Source organism: Streptomyces sp. W1SF4, from assembly GCF_003950035.1.
Lineage (GTDB): Bacteria > Actinomycetota > Actinomycetes > Streptomycetales > Streptomycetaceae > Streptomyces > Streptomyces racemochromogenes.
In genome coordinates, this window is sequence record NZ_CP034350.1 from 6,321,803 (window position 1) to 6,337,650 (window position 15,848).

Consider the following 15,848-nt stretch of genomic DNA (forward strand, 5'->3'; position numbering starts at 1 on the left):
GGGCCGGGGGTTCCGGGTGGCGGTTCAGCCCTTGCGGGCGGCCATGCGCGCGGCGCGCGCGGCGAGGCGCTCGTCGAACTTGCGGGCCTCGCTGTCCAGGCCGTTCATGAAGAGCCCCAGCTCCTCCTGGGCCTTCTGGCCCTCCGGACCCAGGTCCTCGATGTCCATGATCTTGAGGAAGCGGATCACGGGGCTCAGTACGTCGTCGTGGTGAATCCGCAGGTTGTAGACCCCGCCGATCGCCATCTGCGCGGCCATCCGCTCGAAGCCGGGCATGCCGTGTCCGGGCATCCGGAAGTTGACGACGACGTCCCGCACGGCCTGCATCGTCAGGTCGGGGGCGATCTCGAAGGCCGCCGCAAGCAGGTTGCGGTAGAAGATCATGTGCAGGTTCTCGTCCTGCGCGATGCGGGCGAGCATCCGGTCGCAGACCGGGTCACCGGACTGGTGTCCGGTGTTGCGGTGCGAGATGCGGGTCGCCAGCTCCTGGAAGGCGACGTAGGCGACCGAGTGCAGCATCGAGTGGCTGTTGTCCGACTCGAAGCCCTCCGACATGTGCTGCATGCGGAACGCTTCCAGCTTGTCCGGGTCCACGGCGCGCGAGGCGAGCAGGTAGTCGCGCATCACGATGCCGTGGCGGCCCTCCTCGGCGGTCCAGCGGTGCACCCAGGTGCCCCACGCGCCGTTGCGGCCGAAAAGGGTCGCGATCTCGTGGTGGTAGCTGGGCAGGTTGTCCTCGGTCAGCAGGTTCACGACCAGGGCGATCTTGCCGATGTCGGTGACCTTGGACTGCTGGGGGTCCCAGGCCTCGCCGTCCTCGAAGAAGCCCGGGAAGTTGCGGCCGTCGCTCCACGGCACGTACTCGTGGGGCATCCAGTCCTTGGTGACCTTCAGATGGCGGTTGAGCTCCTGTTCGACCACCTCTTCCAGCGCGTACAGCAGCTTGGCGTCGGTCCACGCCTCCGAGCTGCCGAGGTGGGGAGAGGTGATCGTCACGGGTACTCCTGGGGACAAAGCGAATTACCTACGGTTCCGTAGCCTACGGAATCGTAGGTTAAGCGCGACATCAAGGAGCGCCAAGCCCCACCCGTCGGTCTGTCCGGCTACATCCGGTTATCCATGCAGTTCGAGACGGCGCCGGACTGCTCCGCGGACGTGAGAATCACGCCGGAAGGTGGTCCGCGACGCCGCCTTGACGGCGCGGACCGCCTTCTCCGGGGCCGGCCCGTCCCGGGCGCTACCGCCCCGTCGCCCCCCGGACCTCCTCGGCGGAGGCGGCCCGCAGCACGCCGCCGTCGAGCAGCAGCCAGCGCGTGATGCCGATCGACTCCAGGAACGGCACGTCGTGGCTGGCCACCAGGAGCGCGCCCTCGTAGGACTCCAGGGCCGCGCCGAGCTGCCGCACGCTCGCCAGGTCCAGGTTGTTCGTCGGCTCGTCCAGCATCAGCAACTGCGGAGCCGGCTCCGCGAGCAGCAGCGCCGCCAGCGTCGCCCGGAAGCGTTCGCCGCCCGACAGGGTGCCGGCCGGCCGGTCCGCCCGGGCGCCCCGGAACAGGAAGTGCGCGAGCCGCGCCCGGATCACGTTGTTCGTGGCCTGCGGGGCGAACCGTGCCACGTTCTCCACCACCGACCGCTCGTCGTCCAGCACGTCCAGCCGCTGCGGCAGGAAACGGGCGGGGACGTGGGTCACCGCCTCCCCGGACGCGGGCGGCAGCAGGCCGGCGACGGTCCGCAGCAGGGTCGTCTTGCCCGAGCCGTTCGCGCCGACCAGCGCGATCCGCTCCGGGCCGCGCACCTCCCACTCGCCCGCGACCCGCGCGCCGCCGTGGGCGAGGCGCAGGTCACTCAGGGTGAGCACCCGGCGCCCCGGCGGGACCTGGGTGGCGGGCAGCCGGACGCGGATCTCCGCGTCGTCGCGCACCGCCTCGACGGCCTGGTCCAGCCGCTCCCTGGCGTCCGCCAGCTTCTCGGCGTGCATGATGCGGTGCTTGCCCGCCGACTCCTGGGCGGCGCGCTTGCGGGCCCCCATCACGATCTTCGGCTCGCGCTTGTTGTCGTTCATCTTCTGGCCGTACCGCTTGCGGCGGGCCAGTTTGACCTGGGCGTCGGCCAGTTCGCGCTTCTGGCGCTGTACGTCGGCCTCGGCGACCCGGACCATCCGCTCGGCCGACTCCTGCTCGGCCGCCAGCAGCCGCTCGTATGCGCTGAAGTTGCCGCCGTACCAGCGGACTTCGCCCTCGCGCAGGTCGGCGATCTGGTCGACCCGCTCCAGCAGCTCCCGGTCGTGGCTGACCAGCACCATCACCCCGGACCAGGACTCGACGGCCGCGTACAGGCGGCGCCGGGCCCGCAGGTCCAGGTTGTTGGTGGGTTCGTCGAGGAGCAGTACGTCCGGTCCGGCGAGCAGCAGCGCCGCCAGCCGCAGCAGGACGCACTGGCCGCCCGACAGCTCGGCGACGGTCCGGTCCAGGCCGATACCGGCGAGGCCGAGCTGGTCGAGGACGGCGAGTGCCCGCTCCTCCACGTCCCAGTCGTCGCCGACGGCGGTGAAGTTGGACTCGGTGGCCTCACCCGCCTCGATGGCGTGCAGGGCCTCTCGGGCGGTGCGGATGCCGAGCGCCTCGTCCACCCGCAGGGCGGTGTCGAGCGTGGCGTCCTGCGGGAGGTAGCCGACGGTCCCGGCGACCGACACCTGCCCCGAGGACGGGGTCAGGGCGCCGGCGAGGAGCTTCAACAGGGTGGACTTCCCACACCCGTTGAGGCCGACCAGGCCGGTCCGTCCGGGCCCGACGGTCAGGTCGAACCCGTCGAAGACCGGACTGCCGTCGGGCCAGTCGAAGGAGAGGGCGGTGCAGGTGGCGAAAACAGGGGCATGGCTCATGGAGGCCTCCAGGTTGCGTGGATGGTGCGTGCAACGTGGTGAGACGGCCGACTGCCACGGGGTCCGCGAGGATGCGGCGGGTGGTCGAAGGTGTCGGTGTCTCGGTCCTCAGAAGAGCAATGTCCTACTCCGTTTCGGCGACTGCAGGGCCTTCACGAAGCTACGGGCGGCCGGGGCCGCCCGCAAACGAATTAGTCAGCAGGAGCCGCGCATCAGCTCGTCGAGACTGTGGTCCATGTCGAGATAGCGGTGTTCCAGGCCCGGGGGCACGAGCGCGGAGGTGCGTTCGAGGAACCGCTGGAGCTCGGCCGTGGTCATCAGCACGATCGCCACGCCCTCCGGCGCGTGGAACTCGACCGTGGTCCGGTCCCCGTCGTACGGCCGCACCCGCACGTCGCCGCACCCCGACGGATGGCGCAGCCCGGACATCAGCAGCTCGCGGGCGAAGGTCCAGGACACCTCCACGCCTTCGAGCGTGGCCAGGGCGGGGAAGGCCATGCGGACGGCGAAGGGGTCCGAGCGGTCGTAGCAGAGGGTGACGGGGACGGTCTCGACCTTCGGTGCGGTGGCGATCAGTCGGGCCTGCACGGCCTGCTCGATGACAGTGATCAAGGCTCGCTCCCTTGCGGCGGATCTGCTGTCGGGCTGTGGGGTGGAGCCCGGCAACCGGATAGACGCCGGAATCGGCAAATCCGTGCATGGCGGATGACGTGAGCTGTGTCACCGATTGGCGCGATCTCATCTGTGCGATCGCACAGAGTGAGCGGTGGTGACATGCGGTCAAAGGGCGCGGAGACGGCGACGGCCCCGCGCGGCGATCTCAATACGTCCGGTATTCGATCGCTCCGCAGGCCTAAGCGGATGCGGGAGGGGCCCGAGGGGCTGGTGGAGGCACCCTGGACGGAGTCCGTGGGGTGCGTTAGCTTCCCGCGCCATGAGACTTCTGGGAGTTGGCATGTGCGCGGCAGCTCTGCTGGTCGCCACCGCTGTGGCGCCGGCGAGCGCGGACGGCGGCGCTGGCGGCGGCGCGGACCTGGCGCCGGGCTCACGCGGAGTCGGCTGGGCGGTCAAGGACACCGGGCAGGTGGGCGCCGAAGCCGTCCGCTTCCGCGGCCTGGCCGCCGTCAGCCGAGGCACGGCCTGGCTCGCGGGCTCCAAGGGGCGGGTGCTGCGCACCGGGGACGGCGGCCGCAGCTGGCGGGACGTCTCGCCGCCCGCCGCGGTGGCCGAGGGGCTGGAACTGCGCGACATCGAGGCCTTCGACGGGCGGCGCGCGGTCGCCCTGTCCATCGGCGAGGGCGAGGCCTCCCGGGTCCTGCGCACCGAGGACGGCGGCGCGACCTGGACCGAGGCCTTCCGAAACACCGATCCGCGTGCCTTCTACGACTGCCTGACCTTCTTCGACTCCCGTCACGGTCTGGCGGTGAGCGACCCCGTCGACGGGAAGTTCCGTCTCCTGGCCACCGATGACGGCGGGCGCAGCTGGCGGGTGCTCCCGGACGCGGGGATGCCGCCGGCGCTGACGGGCGAGGCCGCCTTCGCGGCGAGCGGGCAGTGCCTGACGGCCTCCGGGCCGCGGGACGTGTGGCTGGCCACCGGCGGGGGGCCGACGGCACGGGTGCTGCACTCCGCCGACCGGGGCCTGACCTGGCGGGTCGCCGACTCCACCGTCCCGGGCGGGGACCCGGCGCGCGGGGTGTTCGCCCTGGCCTTCCGCGACCGCACGACGGGCCTCGCGGTCGGCGGCGACTACCGGACCGGCCAGCCGTCGCCGCGGTCGGCGGCCCGCTCCGCCGACGGGGGCCGCGGCTGGACCCAGGCGGCTGTTCCGCCGCCGGCCTACCGTTCGGGCGCGGCCTGGTACCCGTACGGGCACGCCACCGCCCTCGCGGTCGGCCCGACGGGCACGGACGTCACCACCGACGCGGGGCGGACCTGGCGGGCGCTGGAGGCGGGGTCGTTCGACACCGTCGACTGCGCGGCGGACGGGGGCTGCTGGGCGGCAGGCGAAAAGGGCCGCGTGGCCCGCCTGGAGCGCCACTAGCCGGCCCCGCTGCGCGGGCTGCTCCCCGCCCCGCCCTTCGCCCGTTCCCCGGGGCTGCGCCCCGGCCCCCCTGGGGGCTCCGCCCCCAGACCCCCGCGCCTCAAACGCCGGCGAGGCTGGAATTCGCTGCGCGAATCCAGCCCGCGCGGCGTTCGAGCGCAACTGGGTCCGGGGCGGAGCCCCGGTTCTTCCAGCCTCGCCGGCGTTTGAGGCGCGGGGGCAGGGGCAGCGCCCCTGGGAACGGTGGAAGGGCGGGTAGGGGACGGCCCCGCGCAGCGGCCGACACACCGGCAGAGGGCAGCCCCCGCGCGGCGGTCCAGCCCGGCGGGCGCGGGACGGCCCCGCGCGGCGGGGCCCCGGACCGCCCGGCCAGGGCTACGGCAGGGTCTCGCGGGCCTCGGCCAGCGCCGCGGAGGTCTTCGTGGCGATGAACTCCGTGATCCGGTACGCGCAGACGCCCGCCACCACGAAGGGGTCCCCGGCCGCTATCTCCTCGATCTCGCCCCGCGAGACCCCGCGGGCCAGGATCACCCCGCCGTCCCGTGGGACCTTGCGCCCGGAGGCGAGGAAGACGCCGGACGCGTAGTACCCGTCCAGCCACGCGAGGTGGGCGTCCATCCGCTCTTCGACGGCTTCGATGGGCGCGGTGTAGCTGAGCTCCATGACGAACATGATCGTCAGGCTACCCTCGCACCCCATGACGACTGTGAAGACCCCCGCCGACGAGGCCGAGGCCCGGGCGATACAGGACGAACTGCGTGGCCGCGTCGTGCTCGACGAGGTAGGCCCCCCGCCCGGCCAGGGGCTGATCGCCGGGGTGGACGTGGCCTACGACGACGAACGGGACCTGGTCGCGGCCGCCGCCGTGGTCCTCGACGCCGCCACCCTGGAGGTGGTGGCCGAGTCCACCGCCGCCGGGAACGTCAGCTTCCCCTACGTGCCCGGACTGCTCGCCTTCCGCGAGCTGCCGACCGTGCTCGCCGCCCTGGAGGCCCTCCCCGTCACCCCCGACCTCGTCGTCTGTGACGGCTACGGCCTCGCCCACCCGCGCGGCTTCGGCCTGGCCTGCCACCTCGGGGTGGTCACGAGCCTGCCCAGCATGGGCGTCGCGAAGAACCCCTTCACCTTCACCTGCGAGGAGCCCGGCGCCCCGCGCGGCGAGTCCTCCCCGCTGCTCGCGCCCGACGGCGGCGTCGTCGGCCGGGCGCTGCGCACCCAGCACGGGATCAAACCGGTGTACGTCTCCGTCGGCCACCGCGTCTCCCTGGACAACGCCTGCGCCCACGCCCTCGCGCTGAGCCCCCGCTTCCGCATCCCCGAGACCACCCGGCACGCCGACTCCCTGTGCCGTCGCGCCCTCCGGGAGGCCGTCGACGGCCTCCAGTGACCGGAGCTCGCCCGTGTGTTCGCGCCCCTGGTGCATTTGAGCGAACTCGGCCGGTGAAGCCCGAGCCTCCGTGTACGGCCCAATGCCCTTTGTGCTCGTCTTTGTCCGGTACGCGCGGTACCAACGGTGCGCAGCCCGGCTGCGCTTGGCGGCGGAAGGGGCAGATTCGTGAGCAGAGGTACGAACGGAGCGGGCCAGAGGAAGCGGCAGCGGCGGGCGGTGGCCGCGCTGAGCGCGCTCGGCGTCGTCGCGGGGCTCGCGGCCGGCGCGCTGGCGGCTCCGGCCGGCGCCGCCGCGGCACCAGCGGGCCCCAAGGGCTCCGCGGCGGTCTCCGATCCGAAGCACCCGGACGGGAGCCCCGTCGCGTGCGACGGGAAGGTCTACCTCTCCAAGGGCGATCCGGACCAGCTCTACACCGTCGAACGGGGGCCCGGGAAGGTCCGGTTCAAGGAGCTGGGCGAGCCGACGCCCTTCCTCTACAACGCCATCGGCGTGAACCCGGACGACCGCTTCCTGTACGGGACCACGTTCGGCGACGGGGCCAACAAGCTGGTCCGCTTCGACGGCGAGGGCGAGTACGTCCTGAACGAGGACGGGGTCGAGGGCCTTCCGGCCGCCCTCTACATCTCGGGCACGTTCGACGACGAGGGCAACTACTTCGTCCTGGCCGACAACACGGGTCTGATCCAGCAGATCGACGTGAAGAACAACAGGGTGGTCCGGACGATCGACATCCCGGCCCTGGCTCCCGACGCCCTCGACATCTTCGACATCGCCTTCCACGACGGGTACCTCTGGGGCGCGACCGAGGCGGGCGCCATCGTACGGATCGACGTCGAGAACGCGAGCGCGGACTTCTTCCCCGGCGTCCTGCCGGGCGGTTCCGACTTCGGCGGCGTCTTCGTCTACGGAAACGGCGACCTCGGGTTCTTCCGCAACGCCGGAGAGCTCATCCGCGTCCACGTGAAGAACGCGGCCGGATCCAACCCGAAGTTCACCGTGCTGTCGCGGCAGGCGACGCCGGAGCAGTCGCTGACGAACGTCGACGCCACCTCCTGCTTCTTCGACTCCTCCGCCGACCTGTCGGTCCACAAGCGCGGCCCCAAGGTCGTCAGGGCGGGCGACGAGATCACCTACGACATCACGGTGAAGAACGACCACAAGGGCGCCTCCTCCGGCTGGTCCCTGGTCGACGACCTCCCCGCGAGGGTCCTGGACCCCGCCACCGACACCGAGGGCTGCGAGATCAGCAACGGCCTCCTCTCCTGCACGGGCGGCCCGCTGCGCGAGGGCGGCCGCGTGAAGATCACGGTGTCCGGCACCGCCGCGGACGTCACCAAGCCGACCGCCGTGCCGAACACCGCCACGGTCTTCGGTGACGACCAGGACCCGCGCAAGAAGAACAACACGGGCTTCGCGTCCACGAAGATCAAGCCGGCCGCCGGCGACGGGGAGGAAGAGCAGAAGGAGCGCGAGGAGCACAAGGAGCACGGGGACGGGCACGGCGGGCGTTAGCCGGCCGGGGGAGGCGGCGGGGACCGGGCCGGGACGAGCGCCCGGGGCCCCGCCGCCGAACCCCTACCGCTGCGCCGCCACCCGGAAGCGGATGCCGGCCTTCTGGAGGCGGGCCGACAGGGCGTCACCCATGGCCACCGCCGTCGTCAGCTGGCCGGAGCGGTCCGGGAGGGCGTCGTGGGCCAGGCACAGCGCGGACTCCGCCAGCATCTTCGCGGTCTCCCCGTAGCCCGGGTCACCGCCCGACACCTCGGTGAACACGCGGCGGCCACCGCCCTCGCCGACGAAGCGGACCGTGAACCAGCTGCGGGCGCGCCGCTCCGCGTCCGGGCCGTTGCCCGGCTCCCACAGGCCCATCAGCCACCGCCGGGCCGGCGGGACCTGCACCAGCGCCGCGGTCGCGCCCACCGCCGCCGTCAGGCCCACCGCGACCGGCAGGTGCCGCACCGAGGCGTAGTGGCGGTAGCGGAAGTCCGGCCCGTACCGCTCCAGCACGGCCGCCGACCGGGTCACGATCCGCGGGTCCAGTACGGGCAGCGGCAGCGCCCAGGTCCCGGTCTCCCGGCTGAAGCGCGGAACGCCCACGGGCCCGCGTACGCGGCGCCCCGGCAGCCGGGGCTCGTGCAGCCGGCGGGCGCGCGCGGCCGCCAGGGTCTGCGGCCCCCGGCCCAGCGCGGTCAGGGCGGAGGCGACGGTACCGCCGGAGGCGAGCGCCCCGGCCCGCAGGAACCCGTCCACCCGCAGCGGCACCCCCGAGGGCAGCAGGCCCACCGTGAAGTACGCCCCGAGGTCGGCCGGGATCGAGTCGAACCCGCACGCGTGCACGAGCCGCGCCCCCGTCTCGCGGGCCCGCGCGTCGTGCTCGACGTACATCCGGTCCACGAACTCCGGCTCCCCGGTGAGGTCCGCGTAGTCGGTGCCCTCCGCGGCGCAGGCCGCGACCAGCTCCGCACCGTGATGGACGTACGGCCCGACCGTGGTGGCCACCACCCGGGTACGGGCGGCCAGTTCGCGCAGCGCCCGCCGGTCGCCCGCGTCGGCCCGCAGCAGCGGCAGCCGCGCGCAGTCCGGGTTCAGGGCGGCCAGCCGCTCGCGCAGCCGCTCCAGCTTGCCGAGGTCGCGCCCGGCCAGCGCCCACCGGGTGCCGACGGGGGCGTGCCCGGCGAGGTACTCGGCGGTGAGTGCCCCGACGAAGCCGGTGGCGCCGTAGAGCACGAGGTCGAGCTCCCGCCCCGGACGGCCGCCGCGGACGGGCTCGTTGTGTACCTGCTCGGTCATGGAACGTTCCTCCCAGCTGGTGTGGGTGGCTGAGGTTAGCGTTGACACCGACGGTCCGGGCGAGCAGGAGCCACAGCGGAAACCTGCTAAGCGCTTGCTCTTGTGCTGAGTGGGGAGCATTCCTAGCATCACTGGTGTTACATCGGTTGTGTCACACACCTGCACACCCACCCACCCGTACACCAGGATGCCGGGGGCACGATGGCAGTGACAGCAGGCCCGCTCGCGGGAGTACGCGTCGTCGAACTGGCGGGCATCGGCCCCGGCCCGTTCGCCGCCATGGTCCTCGCCGACCTCGGCGCGGACGTCGTACGCGTGGACCGGCCGGGCGGCGGAGGGCTCGCGATCGACCCGGCCCACGACGTCACCAACCGCAACAAGCGTTCCGTCCTGGTCGACCTGAAGTCCCCCGAGGGCCCCGCCCTCGTACTGGACCTGGTCGAGCGCGCCGACGTGCTGATCGAGGGCTTCCGCCCCGGGGTCGCCGAGCGGCTCGGCGTCGGCCCGGACGACTGCCTCGCCCGCAACCCCGGGCTGGTCTACGGCCGGATGACCGGCTGGGGCCAGCAGGGCCCGCTCGCCCACACCGCCGGCCACGACATCGCGTACATCGCCGTCACCGGCGCACTCGGCATGATCGGCAACCCCGGCGAGCCCCCGGCGGTCCCCGCCAACCTCGTCGGCGACTACGCGGGCGGCTCGCTCTACCTCGTCATCGGCATCCTCGCCGCCCTCCACCACGCCCGCGGCCCCGAGGGCGCCGGCCAGGTCGTGGACGCCGCGATCGTCGACGGCACCGCCCACCTCACCGCCATGATCCACGGCATGGTCGCGGCCGGCGGCTGGCAGGACCGGCGCGGAGCCAACCTCCTGGACGGCGGCTGCCCCTTCTACGGCACCTACGAGACCTCCGACGGCCAGTACATGGCCGTCGGCGCTCTGGAGCAGCAGTTCTACGACACCTTCACCGAGCTCCTCGGCATCGCCGACCGGGCCCCCGCCCGCAAGGACCTCGCCCGCTGGGGCGAGCTGCGCGAGGCCGTCGCCGCGCGCTTCAAGTCCCGTACGCGCGCGGAGTGGACGGCCGTCTTCGAGGGCACCGACGCCTGCGTGGCACCCGTCCTCTCGCTCCGCGAGGCCCCGCACCACCCCCACCTCACCGCCCGCGGCACCTTCACCGACTTCGGCGGCACCCTCCAGCCCGCCCCCGCCCCGCGCTTCTCCGCCACCCCGACCCGCGTCGCCTCCGGCCCTGCCCTGCCCGGCGCGGACACCGGCTCCGTGGCCGCCGACTGGGGCGTACCGGCACTGCTCCCGAAAGAGGCCTGATGGAACTGTCCAGCCGTACGACGAGCGCGGCCCCGATGCGACGCCGCATCTACGACGCCGACCACGAGGCGTTCCGCGAGACCGTACGCACCTTCCTGAACAAGGAGGTGCTGCCGCACTACGAGCAGTGGGAGAAGGACGGCATCGTCAGCCGGGACGCCTGGCGTGCCGCAGGCCGGCAGGGCCTGCTGGGCCTGGCCGTCCCCGAGGAGTACGGCGGCGGAGGCAACCCGGACTTCCGCTACGCGGCGGTGCTCGCCGAGGAGTTCACCCGCGCCGGAGCCCCGGGACTCGCGATCGGCCTGCACAACGACATCATCGGCCCCTACCTGACCTCGCTGGGCACCGAGGAGCAGAAGCGCCGCTGGCTGCCCGGCTTCTGCTCCGGCGAGACCATCACCGCGATCGCGATGACCGAGCCCGGCGCCGGCTCCGACCTCCAGGGGATCCGCACCACCGCCGAGGACCGGGGCGACCACTGGCTGCTCAACGGCTCCAAGACCTTCATCTCCAACGGCATCCTCGCCGACCTGGTCATCGTCGTCGCCAAGACCACCCCCGAGGGCGGGGCGCACGGACTGTCCCTGCTGGTCGTCGAGCGCGGCGCCGAGGGATTCGAACGCGGCCGCAACCTCGACAAGATCGGCCAGAAGTCCCAGGACACCGCCGAGCTGTTCTTCAACGACGTACGCGTCCCCAAGGAGAACCTCCTCGGCGAGCTGAACGGGGCCTTCGTCCACCTGATGACCAACCTCGCGCAGGAGCGCATGGGCATCGCGATGGCCGCCATCACCGCCGCCGAACACCTGCTGGAGATCACCACCACGTACGTCAAGGAACGCGAGGCCTTCGGGCGGCCGCTCTCCAAGCTCCAGCACATCCGGTTCGAGATCGCCGAGATGGCCACCGAGTGCGCCGTCACCCGCACCTTCCTCGACCGCTGCATCACCGACCACGCCAACGGGGAACTGGACCACGTCCACGCCTCGATGGCCAAGTGGTGGGCCACCGAACTCCAGAAGCGGGTGGCCGACCGCTGCCTCCAGCTGCACGGCGGATACGGCTACATGACCGAATACCGGGTGGCGCGCGCCTTCACCGACGGCCGCATCCAGACCATCTACGGCGGCACGACCGAGATCATGAAAGAGATCATCGGCCGCTCCCTCCTCGGCTGACTCCGCCCCCGACCTCCCCCTCGGACACCTTCGAAAGGCCTGACCAGTGAGCACCGAAGCGTACGTGTACGACGCGATCCGCACCCCGCGCGGCCGGGGCAAGGCCAACGGCGCCCTGCACGGCACCAAGCCGATCGACCTGGTCGTCGGCCTCATCGACGCCCTGCGCGAGCGCAACCCCGGCCTGGACCCCGCCGCCATCGACGACATCGTCCTCGGCGTCGTCGGTCCCGTCGGCGACCAGGGCTCCGACATCGCCCGCATCGCCGCCATCGCCGCGGGCCTGCCGGACACCGTCGCCGGCGTACAGGAGAACCGCTTCTGTGCCTCGGGCCTGGAAGCCGTCAACCTGGCCGCCGCCAAGATCCGCTCCGGCTGGGAGGACCTCGTCCTCGCCGGCGGCGTCGAGTCCATGTCCCGCGTCCCCATGGCCTCCGACGGCGGCGCCTGGTTCGCCGACCCCATGACCAACTGGGACACCGGCTTCGTCCCGCAGGGCATCGGCGCCGACCTGATCGCCACCATCGAGGGATTCTCCCGGCGCGACGTGGACGAGTACGCCGCCCTGTCCCAGGAGCGCGCCGCCACCGCCATCAAGGAGGGCCGCTTCGCGAAGTCCGTGGTCCCCGTCACCGACCGCAACGGCCTGGTCGTCCTGGACCACGAGGAGTTCGTCCGCCCCGGCACCACCGCCGACACCCTCGCCAAGCTGAAGCCCTCCTTCGCCGACATCGGCGACCTCGGCGGCTTCGACGCCGTCGCCCTGCAGAAGTACCACTGGATCGAGAAGATCGACCACGTCCACCACGCCGGCAACTCCTCCGGCATCGTCGACGGCGCCTCGCTCGTCGCCATCGGCACCCGCGAGGCCGGCGAGCGGGGCGGCCTGCGCCCGCGCGCCCGGATCGTGTCCGCCGCCGTCTCCGGCTCCGAGCCCACCATCATGCTCACCGGCCCCGCCCCGGCCACCCGCAAGGCCCTCGCCAAGGCCGGACTGACCATCGACGACATCGACCTGATCGAGATGAACGAGGCCTTCGCCGGCGTCGTGCTGCGCTTCGTCAAGGACATGGGCGTCTCCCTGGACAAGGTCAACGTCAACGGCGGCGCCATCGCCCTCGGCCACCCCCTCGGCGCCACCGGAGCCATGCTCCTGGGCACCGTCGTCGACGAACTGGAGCGCCAGGACAAGCGCTACGGCCTCGTCACCCTCTGCGTCGGCGGCGGCATGGGCGTCGCCACCATCGTCGAACGCGTCTGACCCGTCCTGATCCCCGATCCCTGATCCCACCTCTGACACGGAAGTAGCGAACATGAGCGAGTCCACCACGATCCGCTGGGAACAGGACGAGACCGGCGTCGTCACCCTGGTCCTCGACGACCCGGGCCAGTCCGCCAACACCATGAACCAGGCCTTCAAGGACTCCATCGCGGCCGTCGCCGACCGCGCCGAGGCCGAGAAGGACTCCATCCGAGGCATCATCTACACCTCCGCCAAGAAGACCTTCTTCGCCGGCGGCGACCTCAAGGACATGATCCGCCTCCGCCCCGAGGACGCACGGCTCGCCTTCGACACCGGCACCGAGATCAAGCGGTCCCTGCGCCGCATCGAGACCCTCGGCAAGCCCGTCGTCGCCGCCATCAACGGCGCCGCCCTCGGCGGCGGTTACGAGATCTGCCTCGCCTCCCACCACCGCGTCGCCCTCGACGCCCCCGGCTCCAAGATCGGCCTGCCCGAGGTCACCCTCGGCCTGCTCCCCGCGGGCGGCGGCGTCACCCGCACCGTCCGCCTCATGGGCATCGCCGACGCGCTGCTCAAGGTCCTGCTCCAGGGCACCCAGTACGACCCCCGGCGCGCCCTGGCCAACGGCCTGGTCCACGAACTCGCCGCCACCCCCGAGGAGATGCTGGCCAAGGCCCGCGCCTTCATCGACGCCAACCCCGAGTCGAAGCAGCCCTGGGACGTCCCCGGCTACAAGATCCCCGGCGGTACGCCCTCCAGCCCGCGCTTCGCCGCCAACCTGCCGGCCTTCCCCGCCAACCTCAAGAAGCAGCTGAACGGCGCCCCCTACCCGGCCCCGCGCAACATCCTGGCCTGCGCCGTCGAGGGCTCCCAGGTCGACTTCGAGACCGCCCTGACCATCGAGGCCCGTTACTTCACCGAGCTGGTCACCGGCCAGACCGCGAAGAACATGATCCAGGCGTTCTTCTTCGACCTCCAGGCCGTCAACGCCGGCCGCAGCCGCCCCCGGGGGACCGAGCCCCGCAAGGTCCGCAAGGTCGCCGTCCTCGGCGCCGGCATGATGGGCGCCGGCATCGCCTACTCCTGCGCCCGCGCGGGCATCGAGGTCGTCCTCAAGGACGTCACCGCCGAGGCCGCCGCCAAGGGCAAGGCGTACTCCGAGAAGCTGCTCGACAAGGCGCTCGCCAAGGGCCGCACCACCGAGGCCAAGCGCACCGAGCTGCTCGCCCGGATCACCCCGACCGCCGACGCCGCCGACCTGACCGGCTGCGACGCCGTCATCGAGGCCGTCTTCGAGGACACCGCCCTCAAGCACAAGGTGTTCCAGGAGATCCAGGACGTCGTCGCCCCCGACGCGCTGCTCTGCTCCAACACCTCCACCCTCCCCATCACCGGGCTCGCCGAAGGCGTCTCGCGCCCCGCCGACTTCATCGGCCTGCACTTCTTCTCGCCCGTCGACAAGATGCCGCTCGTGGAGATCATCAAGGGCGACCGCACCGGCGACGAGGCCGTCGCCCGCGCCTTCGACCTGGTCCGCCAGATCAACAAGACCCCGATCGTCGTCAACGACTCGCGCGGCTTCTTCACCTCGCGCGTCATCGGCCAGTTCATCAACGAGGGCGTGGCCATGGTCGGCGAGGGCATCGAGCCCGCCTCCGTCGAGCAGGCCGCCGCCCAGGCCGGCTACCCCGCCAAGGTGCTCTCGCTGATGGACGAGCTGACCCTCACCCTCCCGCGCAAGATCCGCAACGAGACCCGCAGGGCCTTCGAGGCCGAGGGCCGCGAGTGGACCGAACACCCGGCCGACCGGGTCATCGACCGGATGGTCGACGAGTTCGGCCGCCCCGGCCGCAGCGGGGGCGCAGGCTTCTACGAGTACGACGAGAACGGCAAGCGCAGCCGCATCTGGCCCGGCCTGCGCGAACACTTCGCCAAGCCGGACGCGCAGATCCCGTTCGAGGACATGAAGGAGCGGATGCTCTTCTCCGAGGCCCTGGACACCGTCCGCTGCCTCGACGAGGGCGTCCTCACCTCCATCGCCGACGCCAACATCGGCTCCATCATGGGCATCGGCTTCCCCGCCTGGACCGGCGGCGTGATCCAGTACATCAACGGCTACGAGGGCGGCCTGCCCGGCTTCGTAGCCCGCGCCCGCGAGCTGGCCGCCACCTACGGCGAACGCTTCACCCCGCCGGCCTCGCTGGTGGCGAAGGCCGAGCGCGGCGAGACGTACGCCGACTAGGACGGCCAGAGGTCCCGGGCCCGCGAAGGCGGGCCCGGGGCCGGCGGGACGGGCCGGACCGGCGGGAGCCGCCGGGGCCTCAGGCCCGCAGGTGCGCGAACGCCCCGCGGTGCGCGGCGCCGTCCGGGGCGGACCAGCCGGCCAGCACCTGCCCGAGCAGCCCCTCCCCGGAGGCGGGCCCGGGACGCAGCACCCGGCTCAGGGTCAGCGTCAGCACCGGGGCGTCCTGACCCACCGGCCCCGCCGTGACCTCCGTACCGGCGGCGGTGTCCGACACCCTCCCCGGGCCGGTCAGGCCCGCCGGCACGCCGCGCCCCTCGGAGCGGACCTCGACCGTCGGATCGGGGGTGGCGGTCTCGCCCTGGGCCTGGGCCACCGCCCCGCCCGCCAGCAGCGCCAGCAACTGCTCCACCAGGACGGGGTCGTGGGCGCCGTCGTAGACCCAGCGCTTCCCCAGCACCCCGTGCTCCAGCGTCCCGACCAGGCCCGCCTCCGCGCCCTCCAGCGGCGCGCCCCGGTAGGTCAGCGGCGCCAGGTAGGAGACCGGCTCCGGCCCGGACCCGTCGGTGACCACCATGAACTCGACCCCCACCTCGCCCTCGGGGTCGTCGAGCCGGAAACCCCCCGCCTTCGCGAGCCGCGCGGACGTCCCCACGCCCTGGTACCAGGGCCTCAAGGGCAGCCACTCCGCGAGGAGTTCGAGTTTGGTCGGGGACAGCGTGGTGTGATGGATGATCGCCATGCGGCCGAA

General features: G+C 72.5%; 13 protein-coding genes. 7 read left to right on the top strand and 6 right to left on the bottom strand.

All coding sequences use genetic code 11. From position 1 onward, the window contains the following. Positions 1–24: 24 nt before the first annotated feature. The 3 genes from D1J60_RS29420 to D1J60_RS29430 all read right to left on the bottom strand — a co-directional run bounded on the left by D1J60_RS29420 (position 25) and on the right by D1J60_RS29430 (position 3,493). Positions 25–996, bottom strand: a complete 972-nt coding sequence (locus tag D1J60_RS29420) for an acyl-ACP desaturase (RefSeq protein ID WP_125823137.1) — start codon at positions 994–996, stop codon at positions 25–27. A gap of 241 nt (positions 997–1,237) precedes the next feature. Continuing rightward, complete coding sequence (locus D1J60_RS29425) at positions 1,238–2,881, bottom strand: ABC-F family ATP-binding cassette domain-containing protein (RefSeq protein ID WP_125823138.1); 1,644 nt, start codon at positions 2,879–2,881, stop codon at positions 1,238–1,240. Positions 2,882–3,076: 195 nt separating this feature from the next. After that, a complete protein-coding gene (locus D1J60_RS29430; RefSeq protein ID WP_007267557.1) occupies positions 3,077–3,493 on the bottom strand; it encodes an SsgA family sporulation/cell division regulator in 417 nt (138 codons plus the stop codon). A 343-nt stretch (positions 3,494–3,836) separates the two neighbouring features. Here D1J60_RS29430 and D1J60_RS29435 point away from each other — a divergent pair, with 343 nt between their 5' ends. After that, a complete protein-coding gene (locus tag D1J60_RS29435; RefSeq protein ID WP_241253436.1) occupies positions 3,837–4,925 on the top strand; it encodes an oxidoreductase in 1,089 nt (362 codons plus the stop codon). A 375-nt stretch (positions 4,926–5,300) separates the two neighbouring features. On the opposite strand, the gene D1J60_RS29440 is transcribed toward D1J60_RS29435, so the two are convergent. After that, a complete protein-coding gene (locus tag D1J60_RS29440; protein WP_125823139.1) occupies positions 5,301–5,597 on the bottom strand; it encodes a YciI family protein in 297 nt (98 codons plus the stop codon). Positions 5,598–5,622: 25 nt separating this feature from the next. Between D1J60_RS29440 and D1J60_RS29445 the strand changes: the two genes are divergently transcribed. Together D1J60_RS29445 and D1J60_RS29450 are read left to right on the top strand one after the other, a co-directional pair. Further along, the gene (locus tag D1J60_RS29445; RefSeq protein ID WP_125823140.1) at positions 5,623–6,312 is read left to right on the top strand and encodes an endonuclease V; all 690 of its coding nucleotides are present in this window, start codon (positions 5,623–5,625) and stop codon (positions 6,310–6,312) included. Positions 6,313–6,480: 168 nt separating this feature from the next. After that, positions 6,481–7,827: a DUF11 domain-containing protein gene (locus D1J60_RS29450; RefSeq protein WP_125823141.1), complete on the top strand. Its 1,347-nt coding sequence runs from the start codon at positions 6,481–6,483 to the stop codon at positions 7,825–7,827. Positions 7,828–7,890: 63 nt separating this feature from the next. On the opposite strand, the gene D1J60_RS29455 is transcribed toward D1J60_RS29450, so the two are convergent. After that, the gene (locus D1J60_RS29455) at positions 7,891–9,105 is read right to left on the bottom strand and encodes a saccharopine dehydrogenase NADP-binding domain-containing protein (RefSeq protein ID WP_125823142.1); all 1,215 of its coding nucleotides are present in this window, start codon (positions 9,103–9,105) and stop codon (positions 7,891–7,893) included. A gap of 201 nt (positions 9,106–9,306) precedes the next feature. Here D1J60_RS29455 and D1J60_RS29460 point away from each other — a divergent pair, with 201 nt between their 5' ends. The 4 genes from D1J60_RS29460 to D1J60_RS29475 are packed head-to-tail and all read left to right on the top strand — an operon-like array spanning position 9,307 to position 15,097. After that, positions 9,307–10,434 carry a CaiB/BaiF CoA-transferase family protein gene (locus D1J60_RS29460; protein WP_125823143.1) on the top strand — a complete coding sequence of 376 codons (1,128 nt, stop codon included), beginning with the start codon at positions 9,307–9,309 and terminating at the stop codon, positions 10,432–10,434. Positions 10,435–10,469: 35 nt separating this feature from the next. Continuing rightward, positions 10,470–11,612 (top strand): acyl-CoA dehydrogenase family protein, encoded by a 1,143-nt coding sequence (locus tag D1J60_RS29465; RefSeq protein WP_125824251.1) that lies wholly within the window; start codon positions 10,470–10,472, stop codon positions 11,610–11,612. A gap of 46 nt (positions 11,613–11,658) precedes the next feature. Continuing rightward, complete coding sequence (locus D1J60_RS29470) at positions 11,659–12,873, top strand: acetyl-CoA C-acetyltransferase (RefSeq protein WP_125604004.1); 1,215 nt, start codon at positions 11,659–11,661, stop codon at positions 12,871–12,873. Positions 12,874–12,925: 52 nt separating this feature from the next. Then, positions 12,926–15,097, top strand: a complete 2,172-nt coding sequence (locus D1J60_RS29475; protein ID WP_125823144.1) for a 3-hydroxyacyl-CoA dehydrogenase NAD-binding domain-containing protein — start codon at positions 12,926–12,928, stop codon at positions 15,095–15,097. Between the two features lie 79 nt (positions 15,098–15,176). Here the strand turns inward: D1J60_RS29475 and D1J60_RS29480 are convergent, their stop codons facing one another. After that, a complete protein-coding gene (locus D1J60_RS29480) occupies positions 15,177–15,839 on the bottom strand; it encodes a 1,4-alpha-glucan branching protein (RefSeq protein WP_125823145.1) in 663 nt (220 codons plus the stop codon). Between the last annotated feature and the right edge of the window lie 9 nt (positions 15,840–15,848).